Source organism: Pseudomonadota bacterium (genome assembly GCA_039815145.1).
Classification (GTDB): Bacteria; Pseudomonadota; Gammaproteobacteria; order Steroidobacterales; family JBCBZW01; genus JBCBZW01.
Window position 1 is genome coordinate 167,389 of sequence record JBCBZW010000001.1, and the last position, 20,374, is coordinate 187,762.

21 protein-coding genes are annotated in these 20,374 nt (G+C 65.7%); 2 read left to right on the top strand and 19 right to left on the bottom strand.

The genetic code is table 11. From position 1 onward, the window contains the following. Positions 1-903, top strand: a complete 903-nt coding sequence (gene bchO / locus AAF184_00735; GenBank protein ID MEO0420831.1) for an alpha/beta fold hydrolase BchO — start codon at positions 1-3, stop codon at positions 901-903. Between the two features lie 77 nt (positions 904-980). On the opposite strand, the gene pufC is transcribed toward bchO, so the two are convergent. From pufC to AAF184_00790, 11 genes are all read right to left on the bottom strand, one after another. Beyond that, positions 981-2,021, bottom strand: a complete 1,041-nt coding sequence (pufC, locus tag AAF184_00740; GenBank protein MEO0420832.1) for a photosynthetic reaction center cytochrome PufC — start codon at positions 2,019-2,021, stop codon at positions 981-983. A gap of 11 nt (positions 2,022-2,032) precedes the next feature. Next, positions 2,033-2,998: a photosynthetic reaction center subunit M gene (gene pufM / locus AAF184_00745; protein ID MEO0420833.1), complete on the bottom strand. Its 966-nt coding sequence runs from the start codon at positions 2,996-2,998 to the stop codon at positions 2,033-2,035. 15 nt (positions 2,999-3,013) lie between these two features. After that, complete coding sequence (gene pufL, locus AAF184_00750) at positions 3,014-3,838, bottom strand: photosynthetic reaction center subunit L (protein ID MEO0420834.1); 825 nt, start codon at positions 3,836-3,838, stop codon at positions 3,014-3,016. Positions 3,839-3,958: 120 nt separating this feature from the next. Beyond that, complete coding sequence (gene pufA / locus AAF184_00755; GenBank protein ID MEO0420835.1) at positions 3,959-4,159, bottom strand: light-harvesting antenna LH1, alpha subunit; 201 nt, start codon at positions 4,157-4,159, stop codon at positions 3,959-3,961. 13 nt (positions 4,160-4,172) lie between these two features. Then, positions 4,173-4,406: a light-harvesting antenna LH1, beta subunit gene (gene pufB, locus AAF184_00760; GenBank protein MEO0420836.1), complete on the bottom strand. Its 234-nt coding sequence runs from the start codon at positions 4,404-4,406 to the stop codon at positions 4,173-4,175. Positions 4,407-4,577: 171 nt separating this feature from the next. Next, positions 4,578-6,020 carry a chlorophyllide a reductase subunit Z gene (gene bchZ / locus AAF184_00765; GenBank protein MEO0420837.1) on the bottom strand — a complete coding sequence of 481 codons (1,443 nt, stop codon included), beginning with the start codon at positions 6,018-6,020 and terminating at the stop codon, positions 4,578-4,580. Between the two features lie 3 nt (positions 6,021-6,023). Then, positions 6,024-7,637 (bottom strand): chlorophyllide a reductase subunit Y, encoded by a 1,614-nt coding sequence (gene bchY, locus AAF184_00770; GenBank protein MEO0420838.1) that lies wholly within the window; start codon positions 7,635-7,637, stop codon positions 6,024-6,026. Continuing rightward, entirely contained in the window at positions 7,630-8,625 is a 996-nt protein-coding gene (locus tag AAF184_00775) for a chlorophyllide a reductase iron protein subunit X (GenBank protein MEO0420839.1), read from the bottom strand. The genes bchY and AAF184_00775 overlap by 8 nt, the downstream gene beginning before the upstream one ends. Further along, positions 8,618-9,574 (bottom strand): chlorophyll synthesis pathway protein BchC, encoded by a 957-nt coding sequence (gene bchC / locus AAF184_00780; GenBank protein MEO0420840.1) that lies wholly within the window; start codon positions 9,572-9,574, stop codon positions 8,618-8,620. The genes AAF184_00775 and bchC overlap by 8 nt, the downstream gene beginning before the upstream one ends. A 132-nt stretch (positions 9,575-9,706) precedes the next feature. Continuing rightward, a complete protein-coding gene (locus AAF184_00785) occupies positions 9,707-10,882 on the bottom strand; it encodes a methyltransferase (GenBank protein MEO0420841.1) in 1,176 nt (391 codons plus the stop codon). Positions 10,883-10,900: 18 nt separating this feature from the next. Beyond that, the gene (locus AAF184_00790; GenBank protein ID MEO0420842.1) at positions 10,901-11,767 is read right to left on the bottom strand and encodes a polyprenyl synthetase family protein; all 867 of its coding nucleotides are present in this window, start codon (positions 11,765-11,767) and stop codon (positions 10,901-10,903) included. Positions 11,768-11,848: 81 nt separating this feature from the next. Here AAF184_00790 and AAF184_00795 point away from each other — a divergent pair, with 81 nt between their 5' ends. Then, entirely contained in the window at positions 11,849-12,901 is a 1,053-nt protein-coding gene (locus AAF184_00795) for a carotenoid 1,2-hydratase (GenBank protein MEO0420843.1), read from the top strand. A 179-nt stretch (positions 12,902-13,080) separates the two neighbouring features. Here AAF184_00795 and AAF184_00800 read toward each other — a convergent pair whose 3' ends face one another. Genes AAF184_00800 through bchM form a run of 8 tightly spaced genes read right to left on the bottom strand, consistent with a single transcriptional unit; the run spans position 13,081 to position 20,340 of the window. Beyond that, positions 13,081-14,223, bottom strand: coding sequence for a phytoene/squalene synthase family protein (locus tag AAF184_00800; protein MEO0420844.1), 1,143 nt, complete (start codon positions 14,221-14,223; stop codon positions 13,081-13,083). After that, the gene (gene puhE, locus AAF184_00805; GenBank protein ID MEO0420845.1) at positions 14,220-15,041 is read right to left on the bottom strand and encodes a putative photosynthetic complex assembly protein PuhE; all 822 of its coding nucleotides are present in this window, start codon (positions 15,039-15,041) and stop codon (positions 14,220-14,222) included. Before puhE ends, AAF184_00800 begins: the two co-directional genes overlap by 4 nt. Positions 15,042-15,062: 21 nt before the next feature. Continuing rightward, positions 15,063-16,127 carry a magnesium-protoporphyrin IX monomethyl ester (oxidative) cyclase gene (gene acsF / locus AAF184_00810; GenBank protein MEO0420846.1) on the bottom strand — a complete coding sequence of 355 codons (1,065 nt, stop codon included), beginning with the start codon at positions 16,125-16,127 and terminating at the stop codon, positions 15,063-15,065. Positions 16,128-16,179: 52 nt separating this feature from the next. Beyond that, positions 16,180-16,719: a photosynthetic complex assembly protein PuhC gene (puhC, locus tag AAF184_00815; GenBank protein MEO0420847.1), complete on the bottom strand. Its 540-nt coding sequence runs from the start codon at positions 16,717-16,719 to the stop codon at positions 16,180-16,182. A 5-nt stretch (positions 16,720-16,724) separates the two neighbouring features. Next, positions 16,725-17,396 (bottom strand): photosynthetic complex putative assembly protein PuhB, encoded by a 672-nt coding sequence (puhB, locus tag AAF184_00820; GenBank protein ID MEO0420848.1) that lies wholly within the window; start codon positions 17,394-17,396, stop codon positions 16,725-16,727. Continuing rightward, positions 17,393-18,169: a photosynthetic reaction center subunit H gene (gene puhA, locus AAF184_00825; GenBank protein ID MEO0420849.1), complete on the bottom strand. Its 777-nt coding sequence runs from the start codon at positions 18,167-18,169 to the stop codon at positions 17,393-17,395. The genes puhB and puhA overlap by 4 nt, the downstream gene beginning before the upstream one ends. A gap of 30 nt (positions 18,170-18,199) precedes the next feature. Further along, complete coding sequence (locus tag AAF184_00830) at positions 18,200-19,642, bottom strand: BCD family MFS transporter (GenBank protein MEO0420850.1); 1,443 nt, start codon at positions 19,640-19,642, stop codon at positions 18,200-18,202. Further along, on the bottom strand, positions 19,639-20,340 hold the full coding sequence (gene bchM, locus AAF184_00835; GenBank protein ID MEO0420851.1) for a magnesium protoporphyrin IX methyltransferase: 702 nt from the start codon (positions 20,338-20,340) through the stop codon (positions 19,639-19,641). The genes AAF184_00830 and bchM overlap by 4 nt, the downstream gene beginning before the upstream one ends. Between the last annotated feature and the right edge of the window lie 34 nt (positions 20,341-20,374).

Consider the following 20,374-nt stretch of genomic DNA (forward strand, 5'->3'; position numbering starts at 1 on the left):
ATGAGTCGTCGCCTGCGCTTCGATGTGGACGGACGCGATTGGCCCAACGGCGAATACAGCCGCTTCGTGGAAGCGGGCGGCGTTCGTTGGCACGTGCAGGTGGCCGGCGACGGTCCCACGCTCTTGCTCCTCATTCATGGCACCGGCGCGAGCGGTCACTCCTGGCGCGACTTCATCGCGCCCTTTCGCGAGCGCTGCACCGTCGTCGTGCCCGATCTGCCGGGGCACGGGTTCAGTGCCCCCGCACCCTCCCTAGGGGCGATGTCCTTACCCGGCATCGCCTCGGCGCTGGGGTCCCTATGCCGCACCTTGGCGCTGCCCACTAGCGGACCGCAGATACTGGTCGGTCACTCGGCGGGCGCCGCGATCCTGATGCGCGCGGCACTGGACCGTGCCTTCGGTGAACCTGGCGACACGCTGATCAGTCTGAGCGGCGCTCTGCTGCCTTTCCCGGGTGTGGCGGGGCACCTATTGACGCCGGTAGCTCGCGGCATGGCCCGCTTACCCTTCGTCGCGGAGACCTTCGCCTGGCATGTGCGCAGCGATTCACGCGTGATCGCCCAGCTCCTGCGCCAGACGGGCTCGTCACTCGATGCGCGAGGCACCGACCTCTATCGACGGCTGGCGGGGAACACGGGCCATGTGCAAGCGGCGCTCGACATGATGGCGCAATGGGATCTGCACGCCTTGGCGAGGGATCTACCGCGCCTGCGCACGAGCACCTTGCTGGTGGGGGCCGACCGAGACGGCACGGTACCTGCGCGGCAAGCGCTGCAGGCGGCGGAACGCATCGAGGGTGCCCGCACGCTTACGCTCAAACACCTGGGTCATTTAGCGCACGAGGAGGCGCCCGATCGCGTCGCGCGCCTGATCGACGAGGTGATCGTCGCCGCCGCCTCGTAGATATTCAGGGCCCGGAAGGCGATCAGCCGGCACAAGGCCGGCTGATCGTCAGGGTCGTCGATAGGCGCTCGCGGAGGTCAAGGCGATGCGACAGTCAACTCTGGGTAGTCCGTGATCATGTCCACGCCGTAGAGCGGCTTGTACACGCCCTGGTGGCAGGTGTTGCAGTTCACCTTCGGCGCATCACCACTCGGTCCGAGGCGGTGCTCCGGATAGACACCTTGCAGGGGCACCAGGTACTCGTTGTTCAACGAGCGGGCCATGCGGATGCCGTACCAGGCCTTGGCGCGGGTCGGGTGGCTCTGCTCCCAGGAGTAGAAGGCACGACTGTTGTGGCAGTAGGTGCAGTTGACCCCCAGGGAGTTCGACATGTGGATCATCAGCCCGTAGGTGGCCTCCGTCTCCTTGATCGAGGAGGTGTTCCCTTCGGGCAGTGCCGTCCCGGCCGCCACGCGAATGTCATCCGCGCCGAGCAAGTAAGGCGTGAAGGGATCGTAGGGCACGGAGGCGTAGCCAACGGAGGCCGCCCCCAGGTTCTGGCCGGCACGGTAGCCGCTCGGCCCCCGCACCTGGCGCGGACCCGGGTCTTCGAACCACAGATACTCGGGCACGTTCTTGCCCCGGTGACAGGTGTAGCAATTCACCCCGGCGCCGCCGACGTGATCCGACCACTCGTTGTTGATGTGGGCGGTCATCTGCAACATGCGGCGCGCCACCACCTTGGTGTAGAGGCCATCGCTCGCGAAGTTGGCGCCCTCGTGGCAGTAGGCACAGCCCTGATCCGGCGATACCCACTGGGCGATATACGCCATCAGGCGGGTGAACTGGCCGACGCTGAGGTCTCCCAGCACCTGCACGTTCTGGTAGATGTCACCGGCCTTAGGCCCCGCAGCGGCCGCCGCAGCGGGCACGGCGGGCGCCTGGTTGGTGTCGAGCTCGCGCTTCTCCTCCGCTTTGCGCGGATTGTCCACGGTCTGCATCTGCACGCCGCGGAAGCCTATCTGCTCCGACTCCACGGGCGGACGCTCCCAACACCCGCTGAGGAGGACCGCGGTGGCCACCCCCAGCACGGCGATGGGCGCCGACATGCGATGAATTGTCTTCGGTGTATGACTCATGCAATCGCCCCTTACATCATCAACGCCGGATCCACGGGCGGCGGTACGGACACGGGATACGCAGGTGCGATGCCGTGTTTGACGCCCCAGAGGAACCAGTTGTCGACCACCGTTCCGGTGAGCAAGATGCCGATCCCGCCGGTCAGGGTGGTCAGCACTGCGAACCACCAGGCCCAACGGTGCACGGACTCCATCGTGCCGTTCCAGCCCATGGTCCAACGCCAGAACAAGGCAGCTCGCTCAGACGCGGTACCGCGGTCGGTGATCTGTTCGATCTCACGGTCGCCGCCGTAGCGGCTCACTGCCAGAATCGTAGCGCCATGCATGGCAAACAAAAGAGTCGAGCCATACAGGAAAGCGATCGACAGCATGTGGAACGGGTTGTAGAAGAGATTCCCGTAGCGCATGGAAAACGCTGCCGTCCAATCGAGGTGCGGGAAGATGCCGAAGGGCACCGCTTCGCTCCAACTGCCCACCAGCAGCGGGCGGATGAACCCCAGCACCAGGTAGAGCCAGATCGCCGAGGCGAAGGCCCAGGGCACGTGGGTACCGAGGCCGAGGTCGATCGCCCGGCGATACATTCTCACCCACCACAACAGAATGGCGGCGGTGAGGAACATGCCGGCCAGGAGCCACCAACCGCCTTCGTTCAGTGGCGGCAGCGAGAGTCCGTACTCAGGCGCCGGGGGCTCGAGCGCGAGCCACGGTAGTTGGCGCACGAATTCCACCGGATCCCAGTTCACCGAGGCCCACATATTGAGGCCGATGATCTCGAAGGCGATCAGCCCGCACACGAGCGAGGTGACGCCGAACCAGCCGAGGTAGATCGGCCCGATCTGCGCATTACCGATGAAGCCGGCCAGCCACAGGTAGAAGGGTTTCCCCTGACGTTCCTCGGAGCTGCTCTCCGTGGGGATGCCATCGGTGGTGATGGCCCGCACCTGAATGCGGGTGAAGATGTTCTGATACTCAGACATGACGAACGCTCCGCGTCAGCTCCACCAGGGGAGGTTGAGCCACCAGTTCCACCATTCCGGCCAGCCTTTGGTCCAGAAGGGGCCACTGATGACGATGCAAACGGCACTCCAGAAGCCCGCATTGAGCGCCAGGATCAAACCGAGGCGGTGAATGCCGAGGGTGCCGATGGAGTAGCCGATGGAGTCGCGGAAGTACGTGTCTTCGTGCTCCGGCGTTTTGACTTCCTTGCCCTTGCCTGGGTTGGTCGCCGAGAGGATCAGCGAGCCGTGCAGCGCGAGGGCGAAAGTGGTGGTGAAGAAACACGTGATGGCGAGCATGTGCGCCGGGTTGTAGTGGAAGTGCAGGTACTGGTAGCCGACGTTCGACACCCAGTCGAGGTGCGCCAGGATGCCGTAGGGGAAGCCATGCCCCCAGGCGCCCATCAGCAGGGGTCTGAAGACCACCAGCGTGACGTAGGCGAAGATCGCGAAGCTGAAGGCGATGGGCACGTGTAACCCCATGCCGAGCTTGCGCGATATCTCAACCTCCCGCAGGGCCCAGGAGCCAAAGGCCCCGATGGCGCAGACGGTGACCACTTGCCACAAGCCCCCCTCCATGAGCGGAGCTAAGCCCAAGCCGTAGCTCAGGTCCGGGGGCGCGATGTTGATCTGCCAGAGGTTCCACACCCCATCCTGGCCGGTGCCGTAAATGATGAGCAATGTGCCGAGGGCTGCGAAGAAGACCGCCGACACCCCGAACAGACCCACGTAGAACGGTCCCACCCAGAAGTCGAACAGATCCCCACCGAGTAGCGTGCCCCCTCGGACGCGATATTTTTTCTCAAAGTTGAGCATTGCCATTGCTCTTACCTCTGGTCGGAACAGAAAACGCTCTCGCGATCATCTCGATCGCATTGGATTCCGGCTCGGCGGACGGCTTCGGACGAGCCTAGGCTCGTCCGCCGACCGGTTTCCTACTCACTAACTTAGGAGCGACGTGCGCTCCTCGATCAGCGAGATTGCGGCAGGCGACGATGCATCCGCCGCGGACGGGCCATCCAGCCAGTTGAAGCGATCGGTGCTGAGCACGATGAAGTGGATCAGTACCGCCAGTACGAACAGGAAGGTAGCGGTTGCCACCAGCACCCTGCGCGGATCGAAAAGAAGCCATATACGCCACATGTTTCAGGCCCCCTTATGCGAGCAAGTCGCGGTTGGTGGTTTCGACGATCGCGTGGATCTCCGAAACGTTGTTCGCCGCCGAGTCCTGGTACCCATCAACCGCGGGGAACCAAGGACGCCAGACCCAGACGAGGAAGTGCGCGGCCACCGCCACAGCGGTGAACGCCAAGAAGCTCGCCTGAAATAGGCGATGGAACTCTTGCGCTTCCTCGGCCGTAAGCCCAGTGAGCGTGTTCCTGTCACTCATATTTAGACCTCCACAATGACCTTTCGGTCTGATTTGCCCCACACGAGATGGGGCGACCCAGCGCAACACCGACGCCGTAGCGTCAGCATCGCCCCCGAGGGGTGGTCACCCATCCCTCGAAGTCAGTAGCACTCCGGGTGACCGAAGCGCGAAGAACCGTCACGTGATCGCTCAAGCGTGGTCGCGTGCCGCCTCCAAATGCTTCGTATCCACCTGGTCCGCGCCATCAGTGCGGGCGCGTCGCTCGGCTGCATCACGCAAGCGCTTGGCTGCGGATATACGGGTGAGCACCGGTTCGCCGGCGAGCGCCGCTTCCAGCGCTTGCTGCGCATCGCTGGCCCAGGGCAGCTCGCTCTGCAATCGCGACGGGGTGGCGTCCACGTTGTCCAGGCTCTTGCCCAGCGGCAGGATGTTGAACAGGGCATCGAACAGCGCGTTGCACACCTCCTGCATCAGGTAGGTGGCGCCGGAGTAGCCCATAAAGGGCGTGCCCGTGTGACGGCGCACCGCCGTCCCCGGATAGGAGGCTTGTATGAACTGCGCACCGCCGCCCGCCTCGGCGAGGTACATGCGCTCGTTGAAGCTGCCAAACAGGATCAGCGGCTTCGAGTCGGCGATCGCGGCACGCACCGCGGCGTTGTCGGGCTTGATACCGGCGCTGCGCGAGAAGGCGAAGTTGCACGGCATGCCCAGGTCGTTCTCGAGGAAGTTGCGCAAGCCACGCGCATAGGTCTCGTTAGCCACCACGCCGAAGTTGGCGGTGGCAAAGAAGTCCTGGGTGACCGAGCGCCAGAGATCCCACAGCGGTTTGATCGTCGTGTGCTTCTCACGCTCGATGAACGGCTCCGGATCGAGATCCAGCTCCTTGCCGAGCGCACGCAAGAACGCGGTGGTGCTGTGCAAACCGATCGGCGCTTGGAAGTAAGGCCGATCCAGCGCTTCGCACAGCAAGCGACCGTACTCGCGATACATGCAGATGTTGACGTCGCCATCCACCAGCTTCGGAATGTCGGCAAGGTGGGTCGACAGGGGGAATACGAGGTTGATCTCGGCGCCGATGCCCTCGACCAGGCGGCGAATCTCGGCGAGGTCCGACCACGTGTTGAAGTAACCGTAGGCCGGGCCGATGATGTTGACCCGCGGCTTCGCGTCAGGCTCGCGCTTGGCGCGTTTGGGCATCACGCCGCCGCGACGCAGGCCGTATTCCTTCCACAGCCAGTTCATGGCGCGGTTTGCACTCTGCCACTGATCCTCATCGATCGTGCGCGGCAGGAAGCGCTTGATGTTGGTGCCTTCCGGCGTCACCCCGCCGCCGATCATCTCGGCGATCGAGCCCGTCACCACCACGCTCGGCAGCTCCGGATCCAGCGTCTCGTTGGCCCGGCGCATAGCGTTTTCCGTGCCGTGCTGACCGAGTTCCTCCTCCGCCAAGCCGGTCACCACCACGGGCAACTCGTGAGGCGGCAGGGCATCGGTGTAGTGGAGCACGGAGGTCACGGGCAGGTTCTCGCAGCCCACGGGACCGTCGATGACCACCTGCAAACCCTTCACCGCAGTGAAGACGTAGACCGCTCCCCAGTAGCCTCCGGCGCGATCGTGATCGAGTACCAGCATCGTCTACAGCGCCTCGCCTGCCACGTTGGTCCGCGCGGCCGCCGCTTGCTTGCGTGGCTTCTTGCGGAAGTTCGGTCGATCGACCGGGATGTCCTCCCAGACGCCCGTTGCGTGGCCGGTGCCGACGCCCTCGAAGAAGGTGCGCATCTGCTCGAAGCGGCCGCGGCGCTTGATCGCCGCGTTCACCACCTCGGCGAGTGACCCAGCACCCGCGGGCCCCATGAGCGGCCGTGCGGAAATGAGATTGGTGAAGTACAAGGACGGGATCGCCCGTTCCTTAGCCTTCTGCACCACCGGCGTCGTGCCGACCGCGAGGTCCGGCTCGAACTCCTCCATGGCGGCGACGTCCTGCTCCAACGACGCACGGTAGTTCACCAGCACGCCGCGGGCTTCAAGCCATTCGCGGTCGGCTTGCGACCAAGGCGTGCGCGGGCAAGCCGTACCGACGTAGCGCACGTCCGCGCCACTCTCCACCAGCAAGCGAGCCACCAGCAGCTCAGAGCCTTCGTAGCCCGACAGGGTGATACGCCCGTCGATCCGCGCCCCGCTGAGCGCGCCGCGGATGGCGGGCACCGCCGCGTTGATCGCCTGATCACGACGGGTCGGCGATACTTCACAGGCTTCGGCGATGGCATTGAGCCAGGCGACGGTGCCGTCCACCCCGACCGGCGCCGACCCGACCACGGGACGACCCGCAGCCTCGAACTCACGCACGGACGCAGTGTAGAACGGATGCAGCGCGGCGACCGCCACCCCGGCGAGAGCCTCGTACAGCTCACGCCATTCGCGGGTGGGCACGACCGGACCCGCCGCCAAGCCCATGGGCGCCAGCAGCGCCCCGATGCCGATCGGATCGGCCGGGAAGAGTTCGCCCAACAACGTCACCGTAGGACGCTGGCTCGCCCCGCCACGGGGCGCTGCCACCGGGCCCTGGCTCGCCTCGTTGCGCGCGTACTTGAGCATGGCGCCGGCGAGCACGTCCTTCGCCTCGGCGTGGGTGGGAATGCCGAACCCCGGCACGTCGATGCCGATGATGCGCACGCCGTTGATCTGATCCGGCAACAGCTGCAGGGGCACGCCGGAGGCGGTGGGCACGCAGAGGTTGGTGACCACGATCGCGTCGTAGTCGTCCGGGTTTGCCAGCTCATGGACGGCATCGCGGATGTCCTCGAACAGGCGACCGGTGACCAAGGTCTCGCTGTTGAACGGCACGTAGCCGACCGTGCGCTTGGCACCGTAAAAATGGGAGGTGAAGGAGAGGCCGTACACGCAGCAGGCCGACCCGGACAGGATCGTCGCGGTGCGGCGCATGCGCAGGCCCACGCGCAGGGACCCGAAGGCGGGGCACATGCTTTGCGGCTGATCGTGCGGGCCCTTCGGGTAGTCCTTGGCGTAGCGTTCGAGCAGATCACTCTTGCCCGCCATCTCGGCGGCCTTCTGCATCTGCGCGGCGCCACCGTGGCACCCGCCACCCGTGGCCAGTTCTGCGACCTCGGCACTAGGCGCATGCGCCGTGGCCTCGCTTGCGGATGCGGTCGGCGCGGCGGGCGCTTCCGTCACGGGCACATCGCCCGTGCGGTCGTACACCACCTCACCCTCGCGGCTGTCATCAGACATCGTCGTACACCACCTCGAGAGACGGCTTCTCGACGACGTTCTTGCCGCACATGTCCATCGCCGTCGCCGGCTCCAGGACGACGTCTCGACCCGTCGTCTCGCTGGAGAACAGGTCTAGCAAGCCCTCCTGGCTGAGTGGCGTGGGATGCACCGGCGGCGCCTCTGCGACGTTGCGCGCCAACTCCTCGAACAGCGGTCCCCACTCACCACCGGGCACCCCGATGATCTGGTAGTTAGCGCTCTTGCGACGAATATCCTCGTTAGCCGGTATCGCGGCCAGCACGGGGATGTCGACGGAGTTCGCGAAGGCCTGGGCCTCGCCCGTGCCGTCGTCCTTGTTGATGACCATGCCGGCGACGCCGACGTTGCCGCCGAGCTTGCGGAAGTACTCCACCGCCGAGCAGACGTTGTTGGCCACGTACAGGGACTGCAGATCGTTGGAGCCGACGACGATGACCTTCTGGCACATGTCGCGCGCGATGGGCAGGCCGAAGCCGCCGCAGACCACATCGCCCAGGAAGTCGAGGAGCACGTAGTCGAAGTCCCACTCGTGGAAGCCGAGTTTCTCCAGGGTCTCGAAGCCGTGGATGATGCCGCGGCCACCACAGCCTCGGCCCACCTCTGGCCCGCCGAGCTCCATCGCGTACACGCCGTCGCGCTTGAAGCAGACATCGCCGATGCTGACTTGTTCGCCCGCGAGCTTGATCCGCGAGGAGGTCTCGATGATGGCGGGACAGGCGCGGCCGCCGAACAGTAGCGACGTGGTGTCACTCTTTGGGTCGCAGCCGATCAGGAGCACCTTCTTGCCCTGCTGCGCCATCATGTAGGAGAGGTTGGCCAGGGTGAACGACTTGCCGATGCCTCCCTTGCCGTAGATCGCAATGATCTGTGTCTCCTTGGTCACCTCACCTGTAGCCACAGGATCGGGCCCCTGAGCAGCCTCAGCGCGGAGCTTGGCGGTCATGTCCGCCCGTACATCATCAGCCATTGAGACCGTCCCTCCAGTCCAAAATCATCTTCAGGCAATGGGGATCGCCGAAGGCGGTGTGATAGGCACGATCGGCCTGGTCAGCGGGCAACCGATGAGTGATCAGGCCGTCCAGTGACAGGGCATCGCGGGTGAGCAGTTCGAGCACGGCAGCGAGGTCAGCGGGCTGCCATTGGGCGGCCACACTGATACGCGCCTCGCGCATGAAGGCGGGCGGGAAAGTGAAGCTGAGGGGCTCGCTGTAGAAACCAGCCAGCACGACTTCCCCGCCGGGGCCGAGACGGCCGATCAACGTGTCGAGCAAGCCGCTTTGCCCACTCGCGTCGCAAACCCGTCGGTAGTCCCGACGAGGATCGGTATCCGCACAGGCCACGGCGTAGTCGTAGGGGCCCGTTTGCTTACGGTCTTCATTCGGTTCCCACACCGTCGGTGCGGGGTGGCCGAGGGCGATTGCGATACGGGTGATCAGGCGCCCGAGCACGCCGTGACCGACCACCAGATCGACGGCGGCGGCCTTCCCTTCGCGATCGCATAGGGCGTGGTGCGCGGTGGCCGCCAGCGCGAGCAGCACGCCTTGCTCACCGAGACCCGAGGGGAGGACGACCACACGAGACCCGGGCACGACCAGGGAGGACGCGGCCCCACCGAACAGCCCGTGCACATCTTGGAAACAGCGGGCGCCAGGGACGAACACCTGCTCCCCGGCCCGGCGACCCGACGCGGGCCCGGCGGCACGGATGGTGCCTACCGACTCGTAGCCCGGCACCAAGGGGTAGCCCATCCCTGGGAATGGCGGCATCTCCCCCGTCCAGAGGAGGCGCTCGGTGCCGGTGCTGATGCCGCTGTAGGCGATATCGACGACAACGTCTTCGTCGCTCGGCGGATTGAGCGCTACTTCCCGTAAGCGCAGGTGCTGCGGCTCTTCGAGTACTACAGCGGTGGCATCCATTATATGAAGCAGCCCCCCGGCCAAATCCCTATGCGGAGCTCGGCAAATTCAACAGGAAACCGCGGCTTTGCAGAGCAACTGTCAGTCTATGCTTACATCAAATGTTGTCAAGTTTGCCTGACGCACCACGCGTCACGCCTTTGCAACAAGTACTCGAGTAAGTAATGGGATGGCGGTCGACGCGGGTCGCACCTGCCGAAAACCGGCGTCATGCAGCATCTGGGTGAGCTCGCCGGCGGAGCGCGGCCGCCCCTGGCCCATGGCCAGCAGGTAGAAGCCGAAGTAGGCCCCACCCATCGGCTCGGCACCCGCCGTCTCCGCCATCGGTTCCGCCACCACCAGGGTGCCCCCGGGCGGCAGGGCCGCGTGCACGGCGGCGAGCAGTTGCCGCACGACAGCATCATCGTGATCGTGGACGATGCGCACGAGAGTGATGAGGTCTGCCCCGGTCGGTAGGGGATCGGTGATGAAGCTGCCTGGGACCACACGAATTCGATCGGCCATGCCCGCCTGACGGTTAGCGGACTGCGCCTCGCTGGCCACGGCCGGCAGGTCGAACAGGCTCAACGCCAGGTCCGGATGGCGGGCACCGACGGCGCGCAGGAAGGCGCCCGTGCCGCCACCGATATCGAGCACGTGCTGATGGGCGCCGAAGCGGTAGGCATCGAGCACCTCATCGGCGATGAGCTGCTGTGAGGCAGCCATCAAAGCGGAGTAGTCAGCGGCTGGGCGCGCCGACGGATCGCTCGCCGCGGCACCGTAGTCCCAATAGCGCTGTAAGGCCGTGGTGTCCTGCTCGCCTCGCAGGAGGGCCACGGGGTCGGAAAGATCGTCGTAGAGCACCGCGTGATGGTGAATCATCGCCACCACGCCGGGATTGGCCAAGAGGGACGCGCCAAGCTCCCCGAGCACGACGCGCTCCTGGCGAGCATCGAGGAAGCTCACCAAGCGCAGGGAGGCGGCAGCCACCATGAGGCGCTGCGTCGCGTCGAGGGAAAGGCCCAACTGGGGCGACAAGCTGTTCAGGGAGCGCGGCCCCTGGCTCAGGAGCCGCGGCAGCTCCAGCTCCACGAAGGCGCGTAACACCTGCGTGTACACGAAGCCCGCGCAGAGATCGAACAGCGAGCGTGCCTGCTGGCGTGCAACGGGGCGCGCGAACGGCAAGCGCGTGGCGAAGCGGTGAAAGCGAGGGTCCGCCAGCAGCTGCGCGCGCTTGCGCAGGAACCAGCTACGCAGGGCCGTGAACATGCCAGAGCCCGCCGCTGGCGGCTCTGTCGCCGGCAGTGGCTGCTGATTGGAGGAGAGCATCGGAGGACTGCGCTTCGATCAGGCAGCCTTGCGCCCCAGCTTCGATAGCAGCCGTTGCGACTCCATCACGATGAGCGTGCGCAGGGTGGCCGCGCCCGGACAAGGCGGTACCGCATCCGCCGCGCCCTGCACCAAGGCCTGGAGGTGAGCGATAGCCCCCTGCAAACCCATCTCCTGCACGGCGCTTGGTCGACCGTTGATCTCGTCTTGATTGGTGGGCTTGCCCAGCTCTTCCTTGCGCCCGACCACGTCGCGGATGTCATCCACCACCTGGTAGGACTCGCCCAACTTTTCTCCTAGCTCGCGCCAGGGCTCCGACTCCATTCCCGCGGCAGCGGCGCCAGCGACGGTCGCCGCGGCGAAGAGGGCACCCGTCTTGGCGCGCTGATAGTCGGCCAGGGACACCTGCGGCTCACACTCCCACGCTTGGCCGGCGACGATGCCGCCCGGCGCTCCCACCAGGCGCGCCACCTCGGACACCACCGGTGCCAGGTGGGCGGGTTGCTCGACGAAACCGCTCGCGAGCGTGTCGAAGGACAGGACGATCAGCGCATCGCCGGTGAGCACCGCCAGGCTCTCGCTGAAGGCCCGATGCACGGAGGCCTTACCGCGCCGAGTGTCCGCGTTGTCGAAGCACGGAAGATCATCATGGACGAGCGACGCACAGTGCAGCAGCTCCACGGCCGCCGCCGCCGCATTGGCCGCCGGCGGACAGCCATCGCCACACGCCGATGCCACCGCCAGACAGAGGCGAGGCCGCAAGCGAGAGCCCCCGGGAAACACGGCGTAACGCAGCGCTTCGGCAAGCCGGGGTGGGCAGCCCGATGCATCGGCGCTGACGATAGCAGCCGTCAGTGACTGCTCGATCCGTGACATAGCGTGCATGAGGGGGCCTCCTGGCGGCCGCTCGCGGGGCGCGAGTGTAATCTTTTCGTGTCACCACAGAATGTCACGTAAGATAGACACATGGCTAAACTCACGTCAACGGCCCCTTTGCCCCTCTCGCCGGCAGCGGCCGCTCCCGCAGACCGTTCGGCCGCCACCGACACCTTCCGCTGGCACGACGCGCGCGCCCACCAACAGGCCGACTGGCATTGTTTTGATGCACCGCTGCAAAACGATGGCTATCGCTGGTGGTATGTGGACGCGCTCAGCGAGGACGGGCGCTCGGGGCTAACGTTGATCGCAATGCTCGGCAGCGTGTTCTCCCCCTACTACGCTGGCGCGCGACGCCGCGGACCCACCGATCCGCTCAACCACACGGCGCTCAACGTAGCCCTCTACGGCCCGCCGGCGCCCCGCTGGGCGCTTACCGAACGCGGCCGAGAGGCCGTCGAGCGCACACCCTCGCGCCTCGCCTTCGCCAACAGCGGCCTCGAGTGGGACGGTGACTGCCTGCGCGTGCGTATCGACGAACGCACGGCGCCCCTCGGCCGTCGGGTACGCGGTGAGGTCCGCATCACGCCGCGCGTGATCACGGACACGCTGATTGAACTCAGCCCGGCCGGGAACCACTGCTGGTGGCCCATCGCGCCCTATTGCGATGTCGAGCTACGCATCGACGAGCCGCAGGTGCGTTGGACCGGCACCGGATACCTCGATTCGAATTTTGGCGACGCGCCGCTGGAGCAGCACTTTCGGCGCTGGGATTGGTGCCGCGCCGCGACCGGCGTCGACGAGGCGTGCGTGCAGTACAACGTGGAACGTCGCGACGGCAGCCGCCCGGTGCTCGCCGCTCAGGTGCGAGCGGATGGCGACGTCCGCCCTCTCCCCGTGCTACCCACCGCCGAGGCCAGACGCGGCATCTGGGGCGTCCAGCGCAGCACGCGCGCGGACGCGGGCACGCGCCCGCTAGTGCGCGACGTTCTCGAGGACACCCCCTTCTACACCCGTTCGGTGCTCGATACGCACCTCTACGGGCAACGGCTCGAGGCAGTTCACGAGAGTCTCGACCTGGATCGGTTCAGCGCGCGCTGGGTGCAGACGCTGATTCCCTTCCGCAATCCTCGACGCGCCTGACGGCCTCAGTTCCCCTCGCGTTCTCGCTCCCTGCGCCTGCGCTCGGCGAGTGTGCGGCGATCGCGCTCGAGCGATCGCAGGTCCCAGAGAATGAAGCCGATCACGAACCCACCCACCATCAGGAGTTCGATCAGGATGATGGGAACGTTGTTATCGATGGGCGCGACCTGGCTTAGGGGTCAGGTAGGCGGCTGCGGCTGCGCCGAGAACCCCGGTTCGCTCGCGGCTGGCGCTGGCCCCAGGCCACGCTCTCGCCGCTCCAGGCGCGAGAATAGATCGATCATCCAGGCGAAGCCCCGCGTGTCGGCGTCGATATCCGCCAGGAGCTGACCGTAGGTCGTGCGCGCCGCCACCTCGGGCTGACTCGGATGCACGGCGGCCACGAGGAAGTGGGTCTCGTTCAAGGCGGGCGCATTGAGACGGGTCGGTGCAGGGTGAACGGTCGCCGCCATCGCTCGCTCCACGAGGGCCAGCTTGCGGCGCCAGGAGACCACCGCCCGATGCCCCACCGAGTCCAGCCCGTCGCGCTCGAGTTGACGACCGATCTCGGCGTAGATCAACCGCGCCGCGTGAATGCCCGGACGACACAGTAGCGGCAATTTGCCGATCCCCGTACTCGCCCGTCGGTAGAGGCGCTCCGCCGCCCTGAGCAGGCGTGTCACGACTTCGCCCAGGGCGGGCGTGTATACCGGGTCCTTAAGAAACTCCTCGGGATCGATACCGGCCTCGACCATCCAGGTGCGAGGTAGGTAGAGACGGCCGTTGCGCGCATCCTCTCCGACGTCACGGCAGATGTTCGTGAGTTGCATCGCCGCCCCCAGATCACAGGCGCGCGCTAGTACGGCCGCTTCGCGTCGGCCCATGACGAGCGTCATCATCGCGCCCACGGCACCGGCCACGCGGGCGGCGTAGCCCATCAGATCCGACAGATCGTCGTACTCACGACCTTCCACGTCCCAGGCGAAGCCCTCGAGCAACGCCTCGGGCAGCGCCATCGGAATCTGCCTCGTGCGCGCGACATCCGTGAACGCACGGTCCGCCGGGTGGTCCGCGGGGTCGCCTGCATAGATGCGCTGCAGGCGATCGGTAATCTCTGCCAAACCTGCCGCAGAATCGCCGATGTCCACGGCGTCATCGGCGACGCGGCAGAACGCGTAGAGGGAGCAGGCAGGTTGGGCTATCGAAGACGGTAGGAGGAAGCTTGCGGCGTAGAAGGATCGCGATCCGCCACGCAACAGCTCGCGGCATGCGCGCAGATCGTCCGCGCTCGCATTGGCGACATCCGAGGCTGGCGGCAACGTCACAAGGTCGGACACGGTCACGGCTTACTCCCACTACTGATCACTAGCGGCGCCCCGGCAGCGAGACGTGCGCGACGCTCTGCCTCGGTCTCGGTGAACCACTTCCAAAGCACAGCGCTGCGCAGGGGCAGCATGAGCATCCAGTGCTCGACGATGGCCAGCAGCAGCATGGCGAACACCAAGGCCGAGGCGCTGCGAACGAACACGTCATCCGCGCCGATCGCGCGGACCAGAATCACCCCGGCCACCACCGACGAGACGGTCACAGACCAAGGGAACAGCCAGTTGAAACGCCGCCGGTTGAGGTAGCTGACCAGGAACTGGAGGTGTTCTGGAAACCAGTCTTCGTTGAAGTTGCGCACGCCCAGGAACATGTTCAGTTTTGCGCTCCAACGCATCGCCCACAGCACCAGGTACACCCAGAGCGCCACGCGATTGGGCTGGCCCCAGGTCAGCAACACCAAGGTCAGCCCGCAGGCGATCACCGCCAACTCGTGGTAGAGGCTCGTGCCTATCGCCAATCGGAACCGCTTCAGCGGTGCCGCGCCCAATGGGCACGCTCTCTTCTGGGGGCCGGTGAGGAATCCGGTCAGGTAGCTCAACTCATGCCAAGCCCAGACCGCCACTCCGAAGACGAAGGACAGGTAGGCATCGCCAGGACTGCGTGCGTAGGGGCTGATCCACTGTGCCCCGTAGAGCGCGGCTACCAGCAGCACGCCCATCGCCCCCATGCTCCAGACGTAGGTGCGCTGTGGCGATCGCACGAGCACCAGCAGCACACCGGTGCTCGTCCACCAGAGCATCAAGGCGAAGAGCGGCGGCAGCAGAACCTCAGCCATCCCGGGCACCCGAGTCGATCGCTACCAGCTCGGCGCCATGCGCACGTTCTCAGGCAATTCGTTGCTCTGGGGCGGCAGCAGATAGAGGCTCAGGAACTGACGACCGATGGCGAGATTCACGCTGAGGCGCTGGAAGGCGACACCGATGCCCTTCTTGCCCGCCAAGGCTTCGCGCTTGCGCGAGAGATTGCAGAGACGATCGAGGCCGGGGTAGAACTTCGGATGCTCCAGATCGAGGGTAATCGGGAACACCTGCTTGGAGATCTCGGTGGTGATGTGCAGGACCTGCTTATCGTAGTCCGTCACATCGAAGCCCATCGCCTGGTGCAACACCGGACGCGCGTGGTCGCGCACGTACATGGTGGCGAACACGGCCAGGAGGAAGAAGCGAATCCAGAGCTTGTTGCCGCCCTCCATGAGCTTGGGCTCGTTGCGCATCAACAGCGCGAAGGCCTCGCCATGGCGGAACTCGTCATTACACCACCGCTGAAACCAGCGGAAGATCGGGTGGAAGCGCAACTCAGGATGGCGCTCGAACTGGCGGTAGATACTGATGTAGCGCGCGTAGCCGATCTTCTCCGAGAGATAAGTGGCGTAGTAGATAAACTTCGGCCGGAAGAAGGTGTACTTCTTCTCGCGGCGCAAGAACCCGAGGTCCACGGCGATGCCGAAGTCCTTTAAGGACTGGTTGATGAAGCCTGCGTGGCGCGATTCATCGCGCGCCATGTAGCCCATCAGCTTCTGGATGTCCTCGTTCTTCACCGCTTTCTTGATGTCGGAGTACAACACGCACCCCGAGAACTCGGAGGTAACCGAGCTGATCAGGAAATCCACAAACTCCTTGCGCAGGTCTTCGGGCAGTTCCTGGATCTCGCTGGCGAACTGCTCATCGCGCTGGAAGTGATCCTTGTTGTTGTCCGACTCGAACTCGGCCATCAGCCGATCCCACTCCGCGCGCACGCCGCTCACATCGATCTTGTCCATGGCGTCGAAGTCGGTGGTGTAGAACCTCGGCGATAGCAAGGTCTCTTCGTGCGCTCGCTGGGTAGATTCATTCGGCTGACGGGCAGCCATCGTGCTAGCCATGAGGATTCTCCTGAGGTCTCATGTCGTATGCCGTCATCGCCTGCGCCATGCGCTAGTGCGAATCGGCGATAGTTACCGCGTAAGGGGTGTCGGAATCAGTCACTCCGCCAGCGCCTGGTCCGTTGGACGCAAGCAAGCTGGCGAAAGCTTCGAGATTGGTTTGGCCGAAGGCGCGCAGGTCGTAGTCCACGCCGCTCGCCGTGTCGCGAAGCACGACGGCGCCATCCTCCCGCGCCTGCAGCAGCACGGGGGCATCGCCGTCCACGCCGCGCACCTGACGTTCGCGTGTGATCACCCGCAGCGTGCCGCGGATGAACGAGGCCTTACCCGGCGCGGCGCGGCGCAGCAGTTCATCGCTGCTGGCGTCGTAGATGAGCAGGGTGTCGTCTAAGGTGCGCTCGAAACGCAACGCTCGCGACTCGGTGACCACCAGGTTGGGGTCGAGCACAGCGGGTTGCCCGGAGCGGGTGCTCCAGCTGACGGCGAACACGAGCGCGCCCATGCCCAGCAAGAGGGTCATTAGCACGGCGCGCGCGCGCTTAGCTCGACGGCGATAGTCGGGTGAGGTGCGATCCATGGACTCGTCGTTCATAGGAGCTACACCGCCGCCGGCGATGCCCCCGTGCCGGCCGGGACGAAGGTGGGCGCGACGGGTGTCTCCGCACGCGCTGCCCTCGAAAGACTCGCCTGCAGGGCATCGGACAGGACGGTCGCCGCCTGTTTCGCATCGGGCAGTGCTCGCAACATGGGCTGCGGCTGAAGCAGCTTGCCGGGCCGAGCGAAGGGCCAGAGCATCAGATAGCCGATGCGATCCTCCTCCGGCAGCTCGAGACACACATCCCCCGCTCGCCCTCGGCCGCGGCAACGCAGGGATGCCGAACGAATCAGCCCGAAGGGCAGGTTCCAGGTTTTGGGAAGGGTGAGACCGTAACGCACCACCACGCGCCGATTGGTGATGGAGAAGACCGTCGAGTTGGCCATCAAGGCGGCGTAGGCGACCAGTGCGCCGATCAACAGCGCGCCCATGAGCACCACGATCCCTGCGCCCATCACCACGGCCATCGGCGCGAGACCATCGCTGATGCCCACCAGGACGCGCCACACCGCAAAGGCCAGGAAGTAGCCTATCAGCACCCGTAGGTGGAAGACGTCACGCGCCAGCAACCATGCATCGGGGCTGCCCTGCCATAGCAAGGCTTCCCCTGGCGGCAGAGGACCCGGGAGCCCGCGAACGGGCTCGTGGTCGTGCTCGCCAAGGAACTCACTCACAGCAGCGGCTCCATCCGAGCTGCCTTGGCGTAGAGCTTGCCACCGCCGAAGTAGCCGACAATCTTGTCTTCCTCCAGACGCGTCACGATGTCCGGATTCTTGCTCACCGGCACCTGAGCGAACTGATCGGCAGTGATCGAGCTCACGAGAATCCGACCGCGGCCGAAGTCAACGCGCGAGAAGTTCATCGGCAGCAACACATTGCGCTCCCACCCGGGAATGTCCACCTCGAGGTAGCGGATGAGCTGCTCTTCCGTATCGACCCAGAGCTCACTGACCGTGCCAGCGACCTTGTCGTCGGCGCCGATCACCTGCATCCCGCGCGGATCAGGATCGCTCTCGGCCACCACGAACTCCGGAGCCGTGCGAATCGGCATCACCTTGGGTCGATGCTCGTGGGTCATGTCCGGCTCATCGTCGCGCTCCGCCCAGGAGGCAGGCCCGACGCCATCGACCATCGGATTGCCAGTAGGATCGAATGGCGCTCCCGGCCATGCGTGCGCGGGGGTCAGCGCCAACTCGCGCTGGTCGCCGTTGTCACCGGGATAGGACACGGTGCGCCCGTCGTGCAGCAGGTAGTCCTTCGCAGGCGGCATCAGCGGCCAACCCTCTGCGGTGCGGTCTAGGGAGTTGGGCAAGGGGCCATCCTCCTCCAGAGGAAAGCCTTCGCGCTTGCTTTCCGCCTGCAGATAGATGACCAGGGCAGCGAAGAAGCCCCAGAACAGATATAGCACCATTTGCGCAACGTCGATGTAGCCGGTGATAGCACCCATTGACTTTGTCCTCTCCTACTAAAGCATTACCTAGCTGGGAAACTCGGCCAGCCCAAACTCCCCACGCTCTTCTTTGAGGTCCCTATCCGATGCACTCGCACTGCGCACGAGCGGTCCGATGGCAGCCATCGTCATGAAGAGCAACGCGATCTCGATGTGGTACACCACGCTGTAGCCGGTCGCCTGCATGGCCAGCGCGGGTCCGAGCGCGCCATCCACGGCCAGGCTGCCGATGACGTCGCGCAGGCCGCCGCCGAGGGCGACGCCGAGGCCCGCCGCCGTAGCTTGGACGGCGCCCCAGGCCCCCAGCGCGAGGCCGCTCGCCCCATCGCGGGCGAGGCCCATCGCGGCCACCAGCGTGCCGACGCCAAACAGCCCACCGCCGAACCCGATCAGCGCCGTGCCCGAGCGGAAGAGGATCGGCAACTGGAAGGGCTCTGCGAAGATGACGGCAGAAAACCCGATCACGCCGACGAGCGTGCCGGTGGCGGCGAGGCGACAGGGATCGGTACCGCGACCCATCTCGCGCGCGGCCCACCCCAGGGCGACCAGCGTGCCGCAGGCCAAGATCGCCGTTAGGCTGGTAGTTTGCGCGACGCTCAAGCCCAGGATCTGAGCGCCGTACGGCTCGAGCAGGATGTCCTGCATGCTGAACCCGACGGTGCCCAGACCGACCACCACCAGGAGCCGCGTGGAGCGACCGCTGGCCACAAAGCTACGCCAGGCGGAAGCGAAACCCGGGCGCGGCGCGCTGCGGGCGCGGGCGCGGACCGGGTCGCGCGCCTCCTGCTTCCCCAGGGCCACCGTGTTGAGCACTAGCGAGAGCACCGCAGCGCCCTGGATCACCCGAATGAGTTTGACCTGACTGAAGTCCGTGAGCAGCGCACCGAAGGCGAGGGAGCTCCCCACCATACCTACCAGCAGCATCACGTAGAGCAGCGCGACCACTCGGGGCCGGGATTCCTCCGGCGCCAGGTCGTTGGCCAGCGCGAGACCAGCCGTTTGCGATGTGTGCAGACCCGCGCCGACGAGCAGGAAGGCCAGGGCGGCGCCCAGTTGCCCCACCACCGCAGGCCCCGTGCTGTCGCCCGAGAGCAGGATCAGTGCGAAGGGCATGATGGCCAAACCACCGAACTGCAGCAGGGTGCCCATCCAGATGTACGGCACACGCCGCCAGCCGAGGACCGATCGGTGATGGTCGGAACGGAAGCCGATCAACGCACGCAGGGGCGCGAACACCAGGGGAATCGAGATCATCAAGGACACGAGCCAGGTCGGTACGCCCAACTCGACGATCATCACTCGGTTCAGCGTGCCGTTGAGCAAGACGAAGGCGAGGCCGGCCGTCACCTGGAACAGGGACAGGCGCAGCAAGCGCCCCAGGGGAAGTTCGTCCGACGCCGCGTCAGCGAACGGCAGGAGGCCGGGGCCTATCTGGAAGCCGCGACCGAATCTCGCCTCGTGGTGCCTCATGACCGACGCAACTCCATCGCTTGAGAAGTGTAGAACCCGCTGCTGATCCGCCGCGTGTTGGCCACCTGCCAATCGCCGAGGATGCCGCTGCGCTCGATGAGCCGACGCAGATTTGCCTCGCTTACCGGCTCGATCGCCGGCGCCCGGTCGCCGCGAGGGAACAGTCGCCCGACCGTGTGCATCGCCGCCAGAGCGGCCGTTTTGGGGGCGAAGGTAATCACCATGGAGCGACGCACCCGCGGCGCCAGGCGCTCGAGGGCGTTGACGATATCCGGCGCTCGGTAGTGGATCAGCGAGTCCATGCACACCACGTGATCGAACTCGCCCAGGCCCTCGTCGAGCATGTCACCGGTGCGGAACTCGATGCTGCCGGGCAGATCCCGTGGTCGCCGCTCGTCAGCCAGTTGCACCAAGGTCGGCGACAGGTCGATCGCCGTAACCTCGGCACCGCGGGCGGCGGCGGCGACCGAGAGGGCGCCCGTGCCACACCCGGCATCCAGAATCCGCGCACTGCCCAGTTGCAGCGGCAACCACGCGAGCAATTGCTCACGCATGGCGTCACGGCCTGCACGCACGGTCGCGCGCACCCCCGACACGGGTGCATCGGACGTGAGCTTGGCCCACGCATCGGCTGCAGTCCGATCGAAGTACTCTTCGAGTTCCCCGCGCCGTTGCTGATAAGTGGTAGAGCCAGCCATCGTCTACATCCTCTCCTAAGCCAGGGCCTCGAGG

Excerpts from the sequence above, each read along its gene's own strand:
- bchO (MEO0420831.1), top strand. The coding sequence starts at position 1 with ATGAGTCGTCGCCTGCGCTTCGATGTGGACGGACGCGATTGGCCCAAC.
- pufC (MEO0420832.1), bottom strand. The coding sequence starts at position 2,021 with ATGAGTCATACACCGAAGACAATTCATCGCATGTCGGCGCCCATCGCC.
- pufM (MEO0420833.1), bottom strand. The coding sequence starts at position 2,998 with ATGTCTGAGTATCAGAACATCTTCACCCGCATTCAGGTGCGGGCCATC.
- pufL (MEO0420834.1), bottom strand. The coding sequence starts at position 3,838 with ATGGCAATGCTCAACTTTGAGAAAAAATATCGCGTCCGAGGGGGCACG.
- pufA (MEO0420835.1), bottom strand. The coding sequence starts at position 4,159 with ATGTGGCGTATATGGCTTCTTTTCGATCCGCGCAGGGTGCTGGTGGCA.
- pufB (MEO0420836.1), bottom strand. The coding sequence starts at position 4,406 with ATGAGTGACAGGAACACGCTCACTGGGCTTACGGCCGAGGAAGCGCAA.
- bchZ (MEO0420837.1), bottom strand. The coding sequence starts at position 6,020 with ATGCTGGTACTCGATCACGATCGCGCCGGAGGCTACTGGGGAGCGGTC.
- bchY (MEO0420838.1), bottom strand. The coding sequence starts at position 7,637 with ATGTCTGATGACAGCCGCGAGGGTGAGGTGGTGTACGACCGCACGGGC.
- AAF184_00775 (MEO0420839.1), bottom strand. The coding sequence starts at position 8,625 with ATGGCTGATGATGTACGGGCGGACATGACCGCCAAGCTCCGCGCTGAG.
- bchC (MEO0420840.1), bottom strand. The coding sequence starts at position 9,574 with ATGGATGCCACCGCTGTAGTACTCGAAGAGCCGCAGCACCTGCGCTTA.
- AAF184_00785 (MEO0420841.1), bottom strand. The coding sequence starts at position 10,882 with ATGCTCTCCTCCAATCAGCAGCCACTGCCGGCGACAGAGCCGCCAGCG.
- AAF184_00790 (MEO0420842.1), bottom strand. The coding sequence starts at position 11,767 with ATGCACGCTATGTCACGGATCGAGCAGTCACTGACGGCTGCTATCGTC.
- AAF184_00795 (MEO0420843.1), top strand. The coding sequence starts at position 11,849 with ATGGCTAAACTCACGTCAACGGCCCCTTTGCCCCTCTCGCCGGCAGCG.
- puhE (MEO0420845.1), bottom strand. The coding sequence starts at position 15,041 with ATGGCTGAGGTTCTGCTGCCGCCGCTCTTCGCCTTGATGCTCTGGTGG.
- acsF (MEO0420846.1), bottom strand. The coding sequence starts at position 16,127 with ATGGCTAGCACGATGGCTGCCCGTCAGCCGAATGAATCTACCCAGCGA.
- puhC (MEO0420847.1), bottom strand. The coding sequence starts at position 16,719 with ATGAACGACGAGTCCATGGATCGCACCTCACCCGACTATCGCCGTCGA.
- puhA (MEO0420849.1), bottom strand. The coding sequence starts at position 18,169 with ATGGGTGCTATCACCGGCTACATCGACGTTGCGCAAATGGTGCTATAT.
- AAF184_00830 (MEO0420850.1), bottom strand. The coding sequence starts at position 19,642 with ATGAGGCACCACGAGGCGAGATTCGGTCGCGGCTTCCAGATAGGCCCC.
- bchM (MEO0420851.1), bottom strand. The coding sequence starts at position 20,340 with ATGGCTGGCTCTACCACTTATCAGCAACGGCGCGGGGAACTCGAAGAG.